The following is a 17,616-nucleotide window of genomic DNA, read 5'->3' as shown; positions in this document are numbered from 1 at the left end:
AGACCCGGGTGGTGCGAACTGCCCGGGTTTTTTGTCTGCTACAGGAATATCTGTTTCAGGCGCGCTTCTAACAGGTCGCGCTTGCGCTCTTCAAACTGGCTGCAAATGAAGTCTGGCCGCCAGAGGCGTAGCCAGTCCTTAAGTAGGCGGCCACGCAGGCAGCAATCCAGGATCTCGATATCGATTGGGTGGCGGTAGAGTTTGAAAAACATCTGTTTGTTGGTCTTGAGCATACCGCTCCGGTCGATCTCCTGCTGAGTGGCGCTGCGAAAGATGTCGGCTTTCACAAAATCGACGATGTCGTAGACGGCCAGCTTGTCGCGCGCTTCGGTGAAGTCGAGGCCGATGGTGGTGCCCTGACCCATGATCAGATTGAGCCCGTGGAAATCCCCGTGCGAAAACACCCGCAGATCGGGCCGGTTTCGCAGCCGTGCGGCCTCGGCCAAAAACGTGTCCACCATGGGTTGGCTGATCGGAGTGATATGATCCGGGACCAAGGTCGACAATTCGCGGATGTTGTCGGTCATCCAGCGGGGTCGGAACGCGTATTGAACTGGCTTCTGCAGGCTGTGAAGATGATGCAGCCAGGCACCGGCCCGGCGATAGACCTGCGCAACCTGTTTGTCATCGTCGCTGTTATAGATCACATCGACAGCGGTGGGTCGGTCTACATACTCAGTCACCATGTAAGCGCCGCCGGGGGCCAAAAAGACAGGCCGCACGACGCGACCGGATTCGTGCCCTTTGAAATGGCTGAAAACCCGACCTAGTGTTTCGAACTCTCTGCTCAGACGCCCCGATTCAGGTGAGACCGTATCAATCTTTAGTGCAAAGTCCTGACCCGGTGTTTCCACCTTCATTACTAGCCGGGACCCCGGAAACCCGTGCGAGCGATAGACGCATTCCAAGCCGGTGATGCGGTCGTTTAGTTGGTGTCGAGCAAACTCACTGGCGAAGCCCGATGCCATGTCGTATTCGGAAATCGTGAGTGTCGGCATCGTCTGGCGTTTATGTGCTGTTTGTCTGAGCGTGTTCGGCGCGTCCGACAAGACAAGAGCGTCAGTCCTGTGTCAATGGTTCGAGCGTAGGTGGCAGAGGCTAACGATAGGCGCGATTGATTGCGCGGACGTGCAATTTACCTCTTGGAAACTGGGCGCGTCTGCCCTAAGTAGACCTGCGGAACAAAGCGTGCGATTCGTCGTGCGCTTTCTTTCGTTTCGTCCAAGACGGTGGGTGGTGTCATCTGATCCCTTAATTTCCTGCCTGAGACGGGTAAGACCAAAGAATTCTGAGGGTCCCACCCTCGGGCGCATTTTGGCCAATCCCGTAACAACGGACCTGAACGCCGGGGGATTGCCCGCGGCAAATATGAGCCGGGGTGAGGCATCGCCCCTAACTTGGAGAGAACTGTGGATAGAGCCCAGAAAGAGAAAGTGGTCGAGGAACTCGGCCAAATCTTCGAAAGCTCTGGCGTCGTAGTGGTTGCCCATTACGCCGGTCTGACAGTTGCCGAGATGCAGGACCTTCGCGCACGTGCTCGTGACGCGGGTGGTTCCGTGCGTGTTGCCAAGAACAGGCTCGCCAAAATCGCCCTTGAGGGTAAGCCGTGTGAAAACATGGCCGACCTGCTGACAGGGATGACCGTTCTGACCTATTCCGAGGACCCTGTGGCAGCTGCCAAAGTGGCCGAGGACTACGCCAAAGAGAACCAAAAGTTCGAAATTCTTGGCGGTGCAATGGGTGAGAACGCTCTGGACCGGGCTGGTGTTACAGCCGTGTCGAAAATGCCGTCGCGTGAAGAGCTTATTGCTACGATCGCTGGTATGCTTGGCGCGCCTGCTTCGAACATCGCCGGTGCAATTGGCGCACCTGCAAGCAACATCGCAAGCATCCTTTCCACCATCGAAGAGAAGGCGGAAGCTGCGTAAGCGGTTGGCACTGAATGATCTGCGTAGGGAAAACTCCCTGACGTTGGAACACACACTGTAAACGGAAAGAGCTGATACAATGGCTGATCTGAAAGCACTCGCAGAAAGCATCGTGGGTCTGACCCTGCTGGAAGCACAAGAACTGAAAACCATCCTCAAAGACGAGTACGGCATCGAGCCCGCAGCTGGCGGCGCCGTCATGGTCGCAGGCGCAGCTGGCGATGCCGGCGGTGCAGCTGAGGAAGAAAAAACCGAATTCGACGTCGTTCTGAAGAACGCCGGCGCTTCGAAAATCAACGTGATCAAAGAAGTTCGCGGCATCACCGGTCTGGGCCTGAAAGAAGCCAAAGAGCTGGTCGAAGCTGGCGGCAAGATCAAAGAAGGCGTGGACAAAGCCGAAGCCGAAGAGATCAAGGGCAAGCTGGAAGCAGCTGGCGCCGAGGTCGAACTGGCCTAAGTCAGTCCGTTGGCACATCGCTGATGTGCCTGGAAATTTGGCTGGGTCCGGAGAAATCCGGGTCCAGCCGAACCTGTCTTAGAAAGGGCCTCAGGATATGGGGCGTTTTCTAAGACACGGTTTTCGGATCGGGAGGCCGCCTTCGGGACGGTGGCCACGAATTGATCCGGACGTGTTGTCTCGATTGTGCAAGATGCCGGGGCCCGACGGTGTCTTTGCCCGCTGAGAACATCGAAAGGTGACATCTGACATGGCTCAAACGTTCCTTGGCCAGAAACGTCTTCGTAAATATTACGGCAAAATCCGCGAAGTTTTGGAAATGCCGAACCTCATTGAGGTGCAGAAATCTTCTTATGATCTTTTCCTGCGCTCCGGCGATGCTGAACAGCCCACAGACGGCGAAGGCATCAAGGGCGTGTTCCAGTCGGTTTTCCCGATCAAGGATTTCAACGAAACCTCCGTTCTGGAGTTCGTGAAGTATGATCTGGAAAAACCCAAATATGACGTCGAAGAGTGCATGCAGCGTGACATGACCTACAGCGCGCCGCTGAAGGTCACACTGCGTCTGATCGTTTTCGATGTCGACGAGGACACTGGCGCGAAATCGGTCAAAGACATCAAGGAACAGGACGTGTTCATGGGCGATATGCCCCTGATGACGCCGAACGGGACGTTCATCGTGAACGGCACCGAGCGTGTGATCGTGTCTCAGATGCACCGTTCGCCCGGTGTGTTCTTTGATCACGACAAAGGTAAAACCCATTCCTCGGGCAAGTTGTTGTTTGCCTGCCGCATCATCCCGTATCGCGGCAGCTGGCTGGACTTTGAGTTCGACGCCAAAGACATCGTGTTCGCCCGTATCGACCGTCGCCGCAAACTGCCTGTGACAACCCTGCTCTATGCGCTGGGTCTGGATCAGGAAGCGATCATGGATGCTTACTACAACACCGTGTCCTACAAGCTGGACAAGAAGAAAGGCTGGGTCACGCCATTCTTCCCCGAGCGCGTACGCGGTACCCGCCCAACCTATGATCTGGTCGACGCGAAATCCGGTGAAGTGATTGCCGAAGCAGGCAAGAAAGTCACCCCGCGCGCGGTCAAGAAACTGATCGACGAAGGCAGCGTCACCAACCTGTTGGTGCCCTTCGACAACATCGTCGGCAAGTATGTCGCCAAGGACATCATCAACGAAGAAACCGGTGCGATCTATGTCGAAGCCGGTGATGAGCTGACGCTGGAATATGACAAAGACGGCGATCTGATCGGCGGCACCGCGAAAGAGCTTATCGACGCGGGCGTCACTGACATTCCGGTTCTGGACATCGACAACGTCAATGTTGGCCCCTACATGCGCAACACCATGGCTCAGGACAAGAACATGAGCCGCGAAACCGCGCTCATGGACATCTACCGCGTCATGCGTCCGGGTGAGCCGCCCACCGTCGAAGCTGCGTCGGCTCTGTTCGACACCCTGTTCTTCGACAGCGAGCGGTATGACCTGTCCGCCGTTGGCCGCGTGAAAATGAACATGCGTCTGGCTCTGGACGCGCCGGACACCCTGCGCACCTTGCGCCGCGAAGATATCGTGGCCTGCATCAAAGCGTTGGTCGAACTGCGTGACGGCAAAGGCGACGTGGACGATATCGACCACCTCGGCAACCGTCGTGTGCGTTCGGTTGGCGAACTGATGGAAAACCAGTACCGTGTTGGCCTGTTGCGCATGGAGCGCGCGATCAAAGAGCGTATGTCGTCGGTCGAGATCGACACCGTCATGCCTCAGGACCTGATCAACGCGAAACCGGCTGCAGCTGCTGTTCGCGAATTCTTCGGCTCGTCGCAGCTGTCGCAGTTCATGGACCAGACCAACCCGCTGTCGGAAGTTACCCACAAACGCCGTCTCTCGGCGCTTGGCCCCGGTGGTCTGACGCGCGAGCGTGCGGGCTTTGAAGTGCGCGACGTACACCCGACCCACTATGGCCGGATGTGCCCGATTGAAACACCGGAAGGTCCGAACATCGGTCTGATCAACTCGCTGGCCACCTTTGCCCGCGTGAACAAGTATGGCTTCATCGAAACACCGTACCGCGTTGTTAAAGACGCCGAGGTGACGGATGAGGTTCACTACATGTCCGCGACCGAGGAAATGCGTCACACCGTGGCGCAGGCGAACGCGACGCTGGATGCGGATGGCAAGTTCATCAACGATCTGGTTTCGACCCGTCAGGCTGGTGATTACACGCTTGCCCCGCGCGAGAATGTGGATCTGATCGACGTGTCGCCGAAACAGCTGGTATCAGTAGCTGCATCGCTGATCCCGTTCCTTGAAAATGACGACGCTAACCGAGCTCTGATGGGCTCGAACATGCAACGTCAGGCGGTTCCGCTGCTGCGGGCCGAGGCACCGCTGGTCGGTACCGGGATCGAGGAAAAGGTTGCGATCGACTCGGGTGCTGCGATTCAGGCGAAACGCGCCGGTATCATCGACCAGGTCGATGCCCAGCGTATCGTTATCCGCGCGACCGAGGATCTGGAACTGGGCGACGCGGGCGTTGACATCTACCGTCTGCGCAAATTCCAGCGTTCGAACCAGAACACCTGCATCAACCAGCGTCCGCTGATCAAGGTGGGTGACACCGTCCAGAAGGGCGAGGTCATTGCCGATGGTCCGTCGACCGATATGGGTGAGCTGGCCCTTGGTAAGAACGTGGTCGTCGCGTTCATGCCGTGGAACGGTTACAACTACGAAGACTCGATCCTGATCAGCGAACGTATCGCGCGTGATGACGTCTTTACTTCGGTCCATATCGAGGAATTCGAAGTCGCCGCCCGTGACACCAAGCTGGGCCCGGAAGAGATCACCCGCGACATCCCGAACGTCGGTGAAGAAGCGCTGCGTAACCTCGACGAGGCGGGCATCGTTTACATCGGTGCGGATGTTGAGCCGGGCGATATTCTGGTCGGCAAGATTACTCCGAAGGGCGAAAGCCCGATGACCCCGGAAGAAAAGCTGCTGCGCGCCATCTTTGGTGAAAAAGCATCTGACGTGCGCGACACCTCGCTGCGCGTGAAGCCGGGCGATTACGGTACGGTCGTTGAGGTCCGCGTCTTCAACCGTCACGGCGTCGAGAAAGACGAACGTGCGCTGCAGATCGAGCGTGAGGAAGTTGAACGTCTGGCCCGTGACCGGGACGACGAGCTGGCAATCCTTGACCGCAACATCTATGCGCGTCTACAGGGCCTGATCCTGGGTAAAACCGCTGTGAAAGGCCCGAAAGGCGTCAAGGCAGGGTCGGTGATCACCGAGGACCTGCTGGAAACCCTGACCCGTGGACAGTGGTGGCAGCTGGCGCTGGAAGGTGAGCAGGACGCACAGATCGTCGAAGCTCTGAACGAGCAGTACGAAGTGCAAAAGCGTGCTCTGGACGCCCGTTTTGAAGACAAGGTCGAAAAGGTCCGCCGTGGCGACGACCTGCCGCCGGGTGTGATGAAGATGGTCAAAGTCTTCATCGCCGTGAAGCGCAAGCTGCAGCCGGGCGACAAGATGGCCGGTCGTCACGGGAACAAAGGTGTGATCTCCAAGGTTGTTCCGATGGAAGACATGCCGTTCCTGGCCGATGGTACTCCGGTCGACTTCTGTCTGAACCCGCTGGGTGTGCCTTCGCGTATGAACGTTGGTCAGATCCTTGAAACCCATATGGGTTGGGCCGCGCGCGGTCTGGGTCTGAACATCGATGACGCTCTGGGTGAATACCGCCGCTCTGGCGACCTGACCCCGGTGCGCGAAGCGATGAAGCTGGCTTACGGTGAGAATGTCTACGAAGAAGGCATCACCGGTCTGGACGAGGATGGCCTGATCGAGGCTGCGGGCAACGTGACCCGCGGTGTTCCGATCGCAACCCCGGTCTTCGACGGCGCCAAAGAGGCGGACGTCAACGACGCGCTGGTGCGTGCGGGCTTCTCGGAAAGCGGTCAGTCGGTTCTGTTCGACGGTCGTACCGGTGAGCAATTCGCGCGTCCGGTGACCGTGGGCATCAAGTACCTGCTGAAACTGCACCACCTTGTGGACGACAAAATCCACGCGCGTTCGACCGGGCCGTACAGCCTGGTGACCCAGCAGCCGCTGGGCGGTAAGGCGCAGTTCGGTGGTCAGCGCTTTGGTGAGATGGAAGTCTGGGCTCTGGAAGCTTACGGCGCCGCCTACACCCTGCAGGAGATGCTGACGGTGAAATCGGATGACGTCGCCGGTCGGACCAAGGTCTATGAGTCGATCGTCAAGGGCGAGGATAACTTTGAAGCGGGCGTACCGGAATCGTTCAACGTTCTGGTGAAAGAAGTCCGTGGCCTCGGCCTGAATATGGAACTCCTGGATGCGGAGGTTGAGGAGTGAGCGAGGTCGTAAATGTTTTGGACGGCAGTCGGAGCATTGGTTTTGTTGGTGGCATCTTTTGTCACCTTCTTCCACGGCATGTACCGACAGTTTCGTCTAAGGCAGGAATTATGCATCGACCCAATGAGGATCTCGACATGGACAGCGGAATATTGGCGGAGGTCTCTACTCCTCGGTATTCCGTATCTTCTGATCTTCCTTGTGATCGCGATGTGCGCCCTTCTCCTTTTCTTCTGATGACTGCAAACAGTCAGATTGGATTGTAAAATGAATCAGGAAATCACCAACAACCCGTTCAACCCGCTGACGCCCCCGAAGGTCTTCGACGAGATCAAGGTCTCGCTGGCGTCGCCCGAGCGGATTCTGTCTTGGTCCTATGGCGAGATCAAGAAACCCGAAACCATCAACTACCGGACGTTCAAGCCCGAACGTGACGGTCTGTTCTGCGCTCGTATCTTTGGCCCGATCAAAGATTACGAATGTCTGTGCGGTAAATATAAGCGGATGAAGTATCGCGGCGTTGTCTGCGAAAAGTGTGGCGTGGAAGTCACCCTGCAGAAAGTCCGCCGTGAGCGTATGGGCCATATCGAACTGGCCGCACCCGTTGCGCATATCTGGTTCCTGAAATCGCTGCCGTCCCGGATCGGTCTGATGCTGGACATGACGCTGCGCGATCTGGAACGCGTTCTGTACTTTGAAAACTATGTCGTCATCGAGCCGGGTCTGACCGACCTGACCTATGGCCAGATGCTGACCGAAGAAGAGTACATGGACGCTCAGGATGCCTATGGCATGGACGCGTTCACCGCGAATATCGGTGCCGAAGCCATCCGTGAGATGCTTGCCCAGATCGATCTGGAAGCCGAAGCCGAGCAGCTGCGCGCTGATCTGGCCGAAGCAACCGGCGAGCTGAAGCCCAAGAAGATCATCAAGCGTCTGAAGGTTGTTGAATCCTTCCTCGAGTCGGGCAACCGGCCCGAATGGATGGTGATGACCGTGATCCCGGTCATTCCGCCGGAACTGCGTCCGCTGGTTCCGCTGGATGGTGGCCGTTTCGCGACCTCGGATCTGAACGATCTGTATCGCCGCGTCATCAACCGGAACAACCGTCTGAAGCGTCTGATCGAGCTGCGCGCGCCTGACATCATCGTCCGCAACGAAAAGCGGATGCTGCAGGAATCCGTGGATGCTCTGTTCGACAACGGCCGTCGTGGCCGCGTGATCACCGGCGCTAACAAGCGCCCGCTTAAATCGCTGTCGGACATGCTGAAAGGGAAACAGGGTCGCTTCCGTCAGAACCTTCTGGGTAAGCGCGTCGACTTCTCGGGCCGTTCGGTCATTGTGACTGGTCCGGAACTCAAGCTGCACCAGTGTGGCTTGCCCAAGAAGATGGCGCTGGAGCTGTTCAAGCCGTTCATCTATTCGCGCCTTGAAGCCAAGGGTTTGTCTTCGACCGTGAAACAGGCGAAGAAACTGGTCGAAAAAGAGCGTCCCGAAGTGTGGGATATCCTCGACGAGGTGATCCGCGAACATCCTGTCATGCTGAACCGTGCGCCGACGCTGCACCGTCTTGGCATTCAGGCGTTCGAACCGGTTCTGATCGAAGGTAAAGCCATCCAGTTGCACCCGCTGGTTTGTTCGGCCTTTAACGCCGACTTCGACGGGGACCAGATGGCCGTTCACGTCCCGCTGAGCCTTGAGGCCCAGCTGGAAGCCCGTGTTCTGATGATGTCGACGAACAACGTTCTGTCGCCTGCAAACGGCGCGCCGATCATCGTTCCGTCGCAGGATATGATCCTGGGTCTCTACTATGTGACCCTGGAACGCGAAGGTATGCCGGGCGAAGGCAAGGTGTTCGGGTCTATCGACGAAGTTCAGCACGCGCTGGATTCCGGCGAAGTGCATCTGCACTCGAAAATCACCGCGCGGATCACGCAGATCGACGACGAAGGCAACGAAGTTCAGAAGCGTTATGAAACCACTCCGGGCCGTCTGCGTCTGGGTGCGTTGCTGCCACTGAACAACAAAGCACCGTTCGATCTGGTCAACCGCCTGCTGCGGAAGAAAGAAGTGCAGCAGGTGATCGACACCGTCTACCGCTACTGCGGTCAGAAAGAGTCGGTCATTTTCTGTGACCAGATCATGTCGATGGGCTTCAAAGAAGCGTTCAAGGCGGGCATTTCGTTCGGCAAGGACGACATGGTCATTCCGGACGACAAGTGGGGCATCGTTGATGACACCCGCGGTCAGGTGAAGGACTTTGAACAGCAGTACATGGACGGCCTGATCACTCAGGGCGAAAAGTACAATAAAGTTGTTGATGCCTGGTCGAAGTGTAACGACCGCGTCACTGATGCGATGATGAGCACGATCTCGTCGTCGGATCGGGCAGAGGACGGGTCTGAGCAGGAACCGAACTCGGTCTACATGATGGCCCACTCCGGCGCGCGTGGCTCGGTCACTCAGATGAAACAGCTGGGCGGTATGCGCGGCCTGATGGCCAAGCCGAACGGTGACATCATTGAGACGCCGATCATCTCGAACTTTAAAGAGGGTCTGACCGTTCTTGAGTACTTCAACTCGACCCACGGTGCCCGTAAGGGTCTGTCGGATACCGCTCTGAAAACGGCGAACTCGGGTTACCTGACCCGTCGTCTGGTGGACGTGGCACAAGACTGTATCGTTCGTGAGATCGACTGTGGCACCGAGCGTGCGATCACTGCCGAAGCAGCCGTGAACGACGGTGAGGTTGTCGCCTCGCTGGCTGAGCGGGTGCTGGGTCGTGTCGCGGCTGATGATGTTCTGCGTCCGGGCACCGATGAGGTGATCGTGGCTGCAGGTCAGCTGATCGACGAACGTATGGCGGACACCATCGACGAAGCCGGTGTTGCGTCGATGCGCATCCGCTCGCCTCTGACCTGTGAGTCCGAGGAAGGCGTCTGTGCCACCTGCTACGGTCGTGACCTTGCACGCGGTACCATGGTGAACACGGGTGAAGCTGTCGGCATCATCGCCGCCCAGTCCATCGGTGAACCCGGTACACAGCTGACCATGCGGACCTTCCACATCGGCGGTGTTGCACAAGGTGGTCAGCAGTCGTTCCAGGAAGCCAGCCAGGACGGCGTCGTGTCCTTCGAGAACCCGCAGATTCTGGTCAACGCGGCAGGCGAAAGTCTGGTCATGGGTCGGAACATGAAGCTGGTGATCAAGGACGAACATGGCGAAGAGCGTGCCAGCCATAAGCTGGGTTATGGCTCCAAGCTGTTCGTCAAGGACGGCACCAAGGTTGCCCGTGGCGACAAACTGTTCGAATGGGACCCGTACACCCTGCCGATTATCGCCGAGAAAGCCGGTACCGCGAAATATGTCGATCTTGTTTCGGGCCTTGCGGTCCGCGACGAGACCGACGACGCAACCGGCATGACCCAGAAGATCGTGATCGACTGGCGTGCGGCCCCCAAAGGCAGCGACCTCAAGCCCGAGATCATTCTGGTCGGTGAAGATGGCGAGCCGGTCCGCAACGATGCGGGCAACCCGGTTCACTATCCGATGTCGGTGGATGCGATCCTGTCGGTCGAAGACGGTCAAACCGTCGAAGCCGGTGACGTTGTCGCGCGTATCCCGCGTGAAGGTGCCAAGACCAAGGACATCACCGGTGGTCTGCCGCGTGTGGCCGAACTGTTCGAAGCGCGTCGTCCGAAAGATCACGCGATCATCGCAGAAGCCGATGGTTACGTGCGCTTTGGCCGCGACTACAAGAACAAGCGCCGCATCAGCATCGAACCGGCGGACGAGTCCATGGAGACCATCGAGTACATGGTGCCCAAGGGCAAGCACATCCCGGTCGCCGAAGGGGACTTCATCCAGAAGGGTGAATACCTGATGGACGGCAACCCGGCTCCGCATGACATCCTGTCCATCATGGGTGTCGAAGCGCTGGCGGATTACATGATTGACGAGGTGCAGGACGTCTATCGTTTGCAGGGCGTGAAGATCAACGACAAGCACATCGAGGTCATCGTGCGCCAGATGCTGCAGAAGTGGGAGATCCTGGATTCAGGCGACACCACCCTGCTGAAAGGCGAGCATGTGGACAAGCAGGAGTTCGACGCGGCCAACGAGAAGACCATCGCCCGCGGTGGTCGTCCGGCACAGGGCGAGCCGATCCTTCTGGGGATCACCAAAGCCTCGCTGCAAACGCGTTCGTTCATCTCGGCGGCGTCGTTCCAGGAAACCACCCGCGTGCTGACCGAAGCGTCCGTGCAGGGCAAGAAGGACAAGCTGGTTGGCCTGAAAGAGAACGTCATCGTCGGTCGTCTGATCCCCGCCGGTACAGGTGGGGCAACTCAGGCCGTCCGTCAGGTTGCGCAATCGCGCGACAATGTCGTGATCGAAGCCCGCCGGGAAGAGGCCGAAGCCGCCGCTGCCCTGGCAGCTCCGACCTTCGACGACGACATGGTGGGCGACGAGCTAGACGTTCTGGTGGAAACCCCGGAAAGCCGCGAGTAAGGCTTGCAGTTTATGAATAGGAAGGGCCCCGCAATTTCGCGGGGCCTTTTTTGTTTTCATGCGATGAGCGCTCGGCATTCTGCAGGTTTAAGGTGGCAATACAGCAAAGATATCGAAAACAAATTGTTCAATGCCAGTGCTCGCTCGTGTAGCCCTTGGCCCAAAGCACTAGTCTTCGAAATTAGGAATGCCTTCTCAAAGACTGGCTTGGAGACCTTCCAGACATCCATGAACCGGACCTGAGTATCTTCCAAGGTATTGCTGGGAATTGACATTTTCATGGGCTGCTGAGCCAATGGCGGGATTGAATCGAGACTGGATAGTTTTTCATGACCCCGAACCTGAAAGGCGCGCTGCTGATGATGGGCAGCATGATGGCCTTTACCATCAATGACACGCTGGTGAAGGTCGCCTTGCAGGATCTGCCGCTGTTTCAGTTGATTGCCTTACGTGGATTGTTGGCGACGTCGCTTGTCTATCTGTTGGCCCGGCATCTGGGCGCGTTTCATCTACGATTTCCACGGCATGACAGATGGTTGATTGCCCTGCGCTGTGTGGCGGAGCTGTCAGCAACCTTCTTCTTTTTGACTGCGTTGAAACATATGCCTTTGGCGAATGTGACGGCGGTTTTGCAGGTCTTGCCCCTCACGGTAACGCTTGGGGCCGCGTTGTTCTTTCACGAAGCAATCGGCTGGCGGCGCATGGTGGCGATTGCGATGGGGTTTGCCGGGATGCTGCTGATCGTTCGGCCCGGCCCCGAGGGGTTTGACCTTTACGCGATCTATGCGTTGGTTGCGGTGCTTTCGGTCACTGCGCGAGACCTAATTACGCGCCGAATGTCGGCCGAGGTGCCTTCGATGGTCGTTACGCTTGCGACGTCATTCTCGATCACGGCGACGGCCGCGATTGTATCGATCTTTGAAGGATGGGTGCCGGTCTCTGTCGCCACGGGTGGATTGGTTGTTTCGGCTTCAATTTTCGTTCTGGTTGCCTATTTGTGCAGTGTCATGGTGATGCGGGTCGGTGAGGTCGGATTCGTCGCGCCGTTTCGTTATACCGGTTTACTGTGGGCGCTTGGGTTGGGCTGGCTGGTCTTTGGGGACTGGCCGGATGCGATTACCATGATGGGTGCGATGCTTGTGGTTGGCTCGGGCCTGTTTACGCTGTTTCGGACGCGTGCGCGTCAGCCCGAGGTGTGAACGCGCCGCACGGTCTGTATGTCGATGGCAAAGCGGGTGCGAAACTCTGCTTCGTGGGCCGTGTCCAAAGGTTTCAATTCGATCTGCGCATTGCGTGTGGCAGGTGAATCGTTGAACCCGTTCAGGCTGCGCACCCACATTGGAGCGTCCGGATAGCTGACGACCGACATGATGCGACCCAGCCGGTTATGGGTATAGCTCATGATGGTGGCAGAGCTTCCACCGCGCACATACATACCCAAGCCAGCAGTGACCAGAGGCCGATGCACCATTGCGGCCTGCACGCCATCCGCACTCATGCGCGCAAGATACCCGCAATTGAAGTCGATCCCCACAGTCTCATGAGTTTGCATCAAACCGGCGCTATCCTGCGCGGCTTGACGCAGACGCTCCACAAAATCCACAGAGACGGCATCGTCATCATCATGGCGAAATTGCAGGCAAGGTTGGTCTGGATCGGCGCGGGCGTCGTTCAGAATCTCTTTCATCAAACGCCGGTGCCGGGCAGGGGGTTTTTGTATGATCCGCACTTGCGACATCCCGGCTGTCAGATCACGCAGGCGATCATGGGCTGGCTTGGGCAGGCACTCCCCGATCAGGATCAGCAGTTGAAACGCCTGATCCGTTTGGTTGCGGAAACAGGGCAGGGTCGAGGCTTCGAACAAACGAAACCTCTCTTCCAGACGTGCAGGAGCATAGAGGTAGCGCCGCCGGTCCTCGGTTGTTTCATGCTGGACCTGAAAACCACCAATGGCGGGGTAGGAAAACCGGCACAGGCCAATGACTGGCATGGAGGTCGGGCTCGTCATGCCGCACCATGCACCTTGCGCACGACCTCCTGATCGATGGCGTAGCGGGCGATAAACTCACCCTCCATCTCGGGGGTCAGGGGTTGCAGGTCGACCTTGTTCTTACGGGCGTGAGGAGAGTCGTTATACCCATGCAGCGTCCGCACCCACATCGGCGCGTCCCCGTATGAGATCACGGGCATCGACCGCCCGATCTTGTTATGGGTATAGCTGATGATGGCTTTGTCGCAGCCGCCAGCAACATACATACCCAGTCCGACGCCCAATTGATTGATAAAAACACGTGCAGCCTGAATGCCATCTGCATCACAACGCGCCAGAAACCCGTGGCAAAAATCCACGGCAACGGTTGAATGACTCTCGATCAGGCCGCGACCTTCTTGAATGGCGATGCGTAGGCGTTCGACCAGATCAACGGATACGGCATCGTCATCATCATGCCGGAACTGAATGCAGGGCTGATCCGGGTCGGTGCGGGCCTCGTTCAGGACATCACGCATCACTTGGCGTGTCTTCAACCCGCTGTCGGCAGGTTTTGAAACGATCCGAACCTGTTTCACATCCGCCGTCAGATCATTCAGTCGTTCGCGGGCCTGTTTCGGAAGACAGTCGCCTGTCACGACCAGAAGCTCAAAATCTTCATCCGTCTGTTCACGGAAACACGGCAGGGTTGAGGATTCGAACAGGCGGAACCGTTCTTCCAACCGGTTGGGGTTATACAGATGATGCCGCCGCTCGTCGATCGTTTCATGTTCGATCTGAAAGCTGCCCAAAGCCGGAAACGAGAAACGGCACAGTCCGATGACCTGCATTGAGAACCTGTTCTTTTCGCTCTTCCGGCTACTATGACGTTGCTTTAGACCCGCGGCAACCTAAAGACATTTGCGCGCGAACCGGGGGCGGATCACGCTGTGAATGCCGGGCTGTTGACACTCGGGCCGACTCCCCCTATTACGCGCGACATCTCGGTAACGGGGGCCGCCCCATAACCGATTTCAGTAATGAACTGGTCAAGACCCGGACAATTTTGCAGTTCGCGTCCTCTGATAACCAACCGCGACGTTCACCTCGGAATGGGAACGCTCGCGGGTTTTGCGCTTGTGGACGCATGAGTGCAGCGAATTTAACCGCACGCAACCCGCGTGCATGTCATGTGTGTTGCAAAACGGGGAAGAAACCGGAATGCCAACTATTCAACAGCTGATCCGCAAACCGCGGCAGCCCAAAGTAAAACGCTCGAAGTCCATGCACCTGGAGCAGTGCCCGCAGAAACGCGGCGTCTGCACACGTGTATATACAACCACACCGAAGAAGCCGAACTCGGCTATGCGTAAGGTTGCCAAGGTGCGCCTGACCAACGGGTTCGAGGTCATCTCGTACATCCCCGGTGAAAGCCACAACCTGCAGGAACACTCGGTTGTTCTGATCCGTGGCGGCCGTGTAAAAGACCTTCCCGGTGTACGTTATCACATCCTGCGCGGTGTTCTGGATACTCAGGGCGTCAAAGACCGTAAGCAACGTCGTTCGAAATACGGCGCGAAGCGTCCCAAGTAAGAAGGAGAGGCTGATATGTCACGTCGTCACGCCGCCGAAAAACGCGAAGTCCTGCCTGACGCCAAATTTGGCGACAAGGTACTGACCAAATTCATGAACAACCTGATGATCGACGGCAAGAAGTCGGTCGCAGAGCGCATCGTTTACAACGCGTTTGACCGCGTTGAGAACAAGATCAAGCGCGCTCCTGTCGAAGTGTTCCACGAAGCGCTCGACAACATCAAACCTTCGGTCGAGGTTCGCTCGCGCCGGGTTGGTGGTGCAACCTATCAGGTTCCGGTCGAAGTGCGCCCCGAGCGCCGCGAAGCACTGGCCATCCGTTGGCTGATCACTGCTGCGCGTGGCCGCAACGAAAACACCATGGAAGAACGCCTCGCCGGCGAACTGCTGGACGCTGTACAGTCCCGCGGTACCGCCGTGAAGAAGCGCGAAGACACCCACAAGATGGCCGAGGCGAACAAAGCCTTCAGCCACTACCGTTGGTAATTCAGAGGCTTATCAAAAATGGCACGCGAATATCCGCTAGAACTATACCGTAACTTCGGTATCATGGCGCACATCGACGCAGGTAAGACCACCTGCTCGGAGCGTATCCTGTATTACACTGGTAAATCCCACAACATCGGTGAGGTGCACGATGGTGCAGCCACCATGGACTGGATGGAGCAGGAGCAGGAACGCGGCATCACCATCACTTCGGCTGCGACCACCACCTTCTGGGAACGCACCGAAGACGGTCAGACCGCCGATACCCCCAAGCACCGCCTGAACATCATCGACACCCCCGGCCACGTTGACTTCACCATCGAAGTTGAGCGTTCGCTGGCGGTTCTCGACGGTGCCGTCTGCGTTCTGGACGCAAACGCCGGTGTTGAACCCCAGACCGAAACCGTGTGGCGTCAGGCTGATCGCTACAAGGTTCCGCGTATGGTTTTCGTCAACAAGATGGACAAGATCGGCGCAGACTTCTTCAACTGCGTTCGCATGATCGAAGACCGCACCGGCGCACGCGCTGTTCCGGTTGGTATTCCGATCGGCGCCGAGTCCGAGTTGGAAGGCCTGATCGACCTGGTCACCATGGAAGAGTGGCTGTGGCAGGGCGAAGATCTGGGCGCAAGCTGGATCAAAGCTCCGATCCGCGACAGCCTGAAAGACATGGCTGACGAATGGCGTGGCAAGATGATCGAAGCGGCCGTCGAAATGGACGACGACGCGATGATGGAATACCTGGAAGGCAATGAGCCCGACGTTGAGACCCTGCGCGCCCTGCTGCGCAAAGGTACTCTGGACATCGCGTTCGTTCCGGTTCTGGGTGGTTCGGCGTTCAAGAACAAAGGCGTTCAGCCGCTGCTCAACGCTGTGATCGACTATCTGCCCAGCCCGCTGGACGTTGTTGATTACATGGGCTTTAAGCCTGGCGACGAGGAAGAAGTTCGTGACATCGCACGTCGTGCCGATGACGCAATGGCGTTCTCGGGCCTGGCGTTCAAAATCATGAACGACCCCTTTGTTGGCTCGCTGACCTTCACCCGGATCTACTCAGGCACCATGAACAAGGGTGACTCGATCCTGAACTCGACCAAAGGCAAGAAAGAGCGCATCGGTCGTATGATGATGATGCACTCGAACAACCGGGAAGAGATCGAAGAAGCGTTTGCAGGCGACATCATCGCGCTGGCGGGTCTGAAAGACACCACCACCGGTGACACCCTGTGTGATGCGAAAGAGCCTGTGGTTCTGGAAACCATGACCTTCCCCGATCCGGTGATCGAGATCGCGGTTGAACCCAAAACCAAGGGCGACCAAGAGAAAATGTCCCAGGGTCTGGCCCGTCTGGCCGCCGAAGACCCGTCCTTCCGTGTGGAAACCGACCTGGAATCGGGTCAGACCATCATGAAGGGTATGGGCGAGCTTCACCTGGACATCCTGGTTGACCGTCTGAAGCGCGAGTTCAAGGTTGAAGCGAACATCGGTGCACCGCAGGTGGCCTATCGCGAAACCATCTCGATGCCGGTCGAGCACACCTACACCCACAAGAAACAGTCGGGTGGTTCGGGTCAATTCGGCGAAGTTAAGCTGGAAATCCAGCCGACCGAGCCGGGCGAAGGGTATTCGTTCGAAAGCCGCATCGTTGGTGGTGCCGTTCCGAAGGAATACATCCCAGGTGTTGAAAAAGGCATCAACTCGGTCATGGATAGCGGCCCGCTGGCTGGCTTCCCTGTGATCGACTTCAAGGTTGCCCTGCTGGACGGTAAGTTCCACGACGTTGACTCGAGCGTTCTGGCGTTCGAAATCGCGGCCCGTATGTGTATGCGTGAAGGCATGCGCAAAGCTGGCGCGAAACTGCTGGAACCGATCATGAAGGTCGAAGTGATCACCCCGGAAGAATACACCGGCGGTATCATCGGCGATCTGACCTCGCGTCGTGGCCAGGTGTCTGGTCAGGAACCGCGCGGCAACGCGATCGCGATCGACGCGTTCGTTCCGCTGGCGAACATGTTCGGCTACATCAACACTCTGCGTTCGATGTCGTCGGGCCGTGCCCAGTTCACCATGCAGTTCGACCACTACGATCCGGTTCCGCAGAACATCTCGGACGAGATCCAGGCGAAATACGCATAAGCGAAGATTTGAGGGAGCTCCGGTCAGGGGCTCCCTTCATTACCGAAAAAGGAGGCCATCATGGCAAAGGAAAAGTTTGAGCGTACAAAACCGCACGTCAACATCGGCACGATTGGCCACGTTGACCACGGCAAGACCACGCTGACCGCAG

12 protein-coding genes are annotated in these 17,616 nt (G+C 57.6%); 9 read left to right on the top strand and 3 right to left on the bottom strand.

All coding sequences use genetic code 11. The features are described from left to right. Positions 1-38 precede the first annotated feature (38 nt). A complete protein-coding gene (locus ACR0DH_RS15885; protein WP_480550846.1) occupies positions 39-998 on the bottom strand; it encodes a phosphotransferase family protein in 960 nt (319 codons plus the stop codon). Between the two features lie 411 nt (positions 999-1,409). On the opposite strand from ACR0DH_RS15885, the gene rplJ reads away from it, so the two are divergent. The 5 genes from rplJ to ACR0DH_RS15860 all read left to right on the top strand — a co-directional run bounded on the left by rplJ (position 1,410) and on the right by ACR0DH_RS15860 (position 12,480). After that, positions 1,410-1,928: a 50S ribosomal protein L10 gene (gene rplJ / locus ACR0DH_RS15880; RefSeq protein WP_170533156.1), complete on the top strand. Its 519-nt coding sequence runs from the start codon at positions 1,410-1,412 to the stop codon at positions 1,926-1,928. Positions 1,929-2,007: 79 nt separating this feature from the next. Continuing rightward, a complete protein-coding gene (rplL, locus tag ACR0DH_RS15875; protein WP_353009219.1) occupies positions 2,008-2,385 on the top strand; it encodes a 50S ribosomal protein L7/L12 in 378 nt (125 codons plus the stop codon). Positions 2,386-2,635: 250 nt separating this feature from the next. Then, positions 2,636-6,772 carry a DNA-directed RNA polymerase subunit beta gene (rpoB, locus tag ACR0DH_RS15870; RefSeq protein WP_480550848.1) on the top strand — a complete coding sequence of 1,379 codons (4,137 nt, stop codon included), beginning with the start codon at positions 2,636-2,638 and terminating at the stop codon, positions 6,770-6,772. Between the two features lie 267 nt (positions 6,773-7,039). Then, positions 7,040-11,281 carry a DNA-directed RNA polymerase subunit beta' gene (gene rpoC, locus ACR0DH_RS15865; protein WP_480550850.1) on the top strand — a complete coding sequence of 1,414 codons (4,242 nt, stop codon included), beginning with the start codon at positions 7,040-7,042 and terminating at the stop codon, positions 11,279-11,281. A gap of 329 nt (positions 11,282-11,610) precedes the next feature. After that, positions 11,611-12,480, top strand: coding sequence for a DMT family transporter (locus ACR0DH_RS15860; protein ID WP_480550852.1), 870 nt, complete (start codon positions 11,611-11,613; stop codon positions 12,478-12,480). On the opposite strand, the gene ACR0DH_RS15855 is transcribed toward ACR0DH_RS15860, so the two are convergent. Further along, a complete protein-coding gene (locus tag ACR0DH_RS15855) occupies positions 12,465-13,271 on the bottom strand; it encodes a putative rhamnosyl transferase (RefSeq protein WP_480550862.1) in 807 nt (268 codons plus the stop codon). The genes ACR0DH_RS15860 and ACR0DH_RS15855 overlap by 16 nt on opposite strands. 14 nt (positions 13,272-13,285) lie before the next feature. Beyond that, positions 13,286-14,101 carry a putative rhamnosyl transferase gene (locus tag ACR0DH_RS15850; protein WP_480550854.1) on the bottom strand — a complete coding sequence of 272 codons (816 nt, stop codon included), beginning with the start codon at positions 14,099-14,101 and terminating at the stop codon, positions 13,286-13,288. A gap of 370 nt (positions 14,102-14,471) precedes the next feature. Between ACR0DH_RS15850 and rpsL the strand changes: the two genes are divergently transcribed. The 4 genes from rpsL to ACR0DH_RS15830 all read left to right on the top strand — a co-directional run. After that, on the top strand, positions 14,472-14,843 hold the full coding sequence (rpsL, locus tag ACR0DH_RS15845; RefSeq protein WP_005621086.1) for a 30S ribosomal protein S12: 372 nt from the start codon (positions 14,472-14,474) through the stop codon (positions 14,841-14,843). A 15-nt stretch (positions 14,844-14,858) separates the two neighbouring features. Next, positions 14,859-15,329: a 30S ribosomal protein S7 gene (rpsG, locus tag ACR0DH_RS15840; RefSeq protein WP_039529242.1), complete on the top strand. Its 471-nt coding sequence runs from the start codon at positions 14,859-14,861 to the stop codon at positions 15,327-15,329. An 18-nt stretch (positions 15,330-15,347) separates the two neighbouring features. Next, positions 15,348-17,465 (top strand): elongation factor G, encoded by a 2,118-nt coding sequence (gene fusA / locus ACR0DH_RS15835; protein WP_480545418.1) that lies wholly within the window; start codon positions 15,348-15,350, stop codon positions 17,463-17,465. A gap of 60 nt (positions 17,466-17,525) precedes the next feature. Then, on the top strand, positions 17,526-17,616 hold a 91-nt coding region (locus ACR0DH_RS15830; protein WP_215675807.1), incomplete at its 3' end, for a GTP-binding protein.

This window comes from Ruegeria sp. I1, from assembly GCF_056532675.1.
The sequence above is the reverse complement of the archived record's forward strand: the minus strand, read 5'-3'. Positions and strand labels throughout refer to the sequence as shown.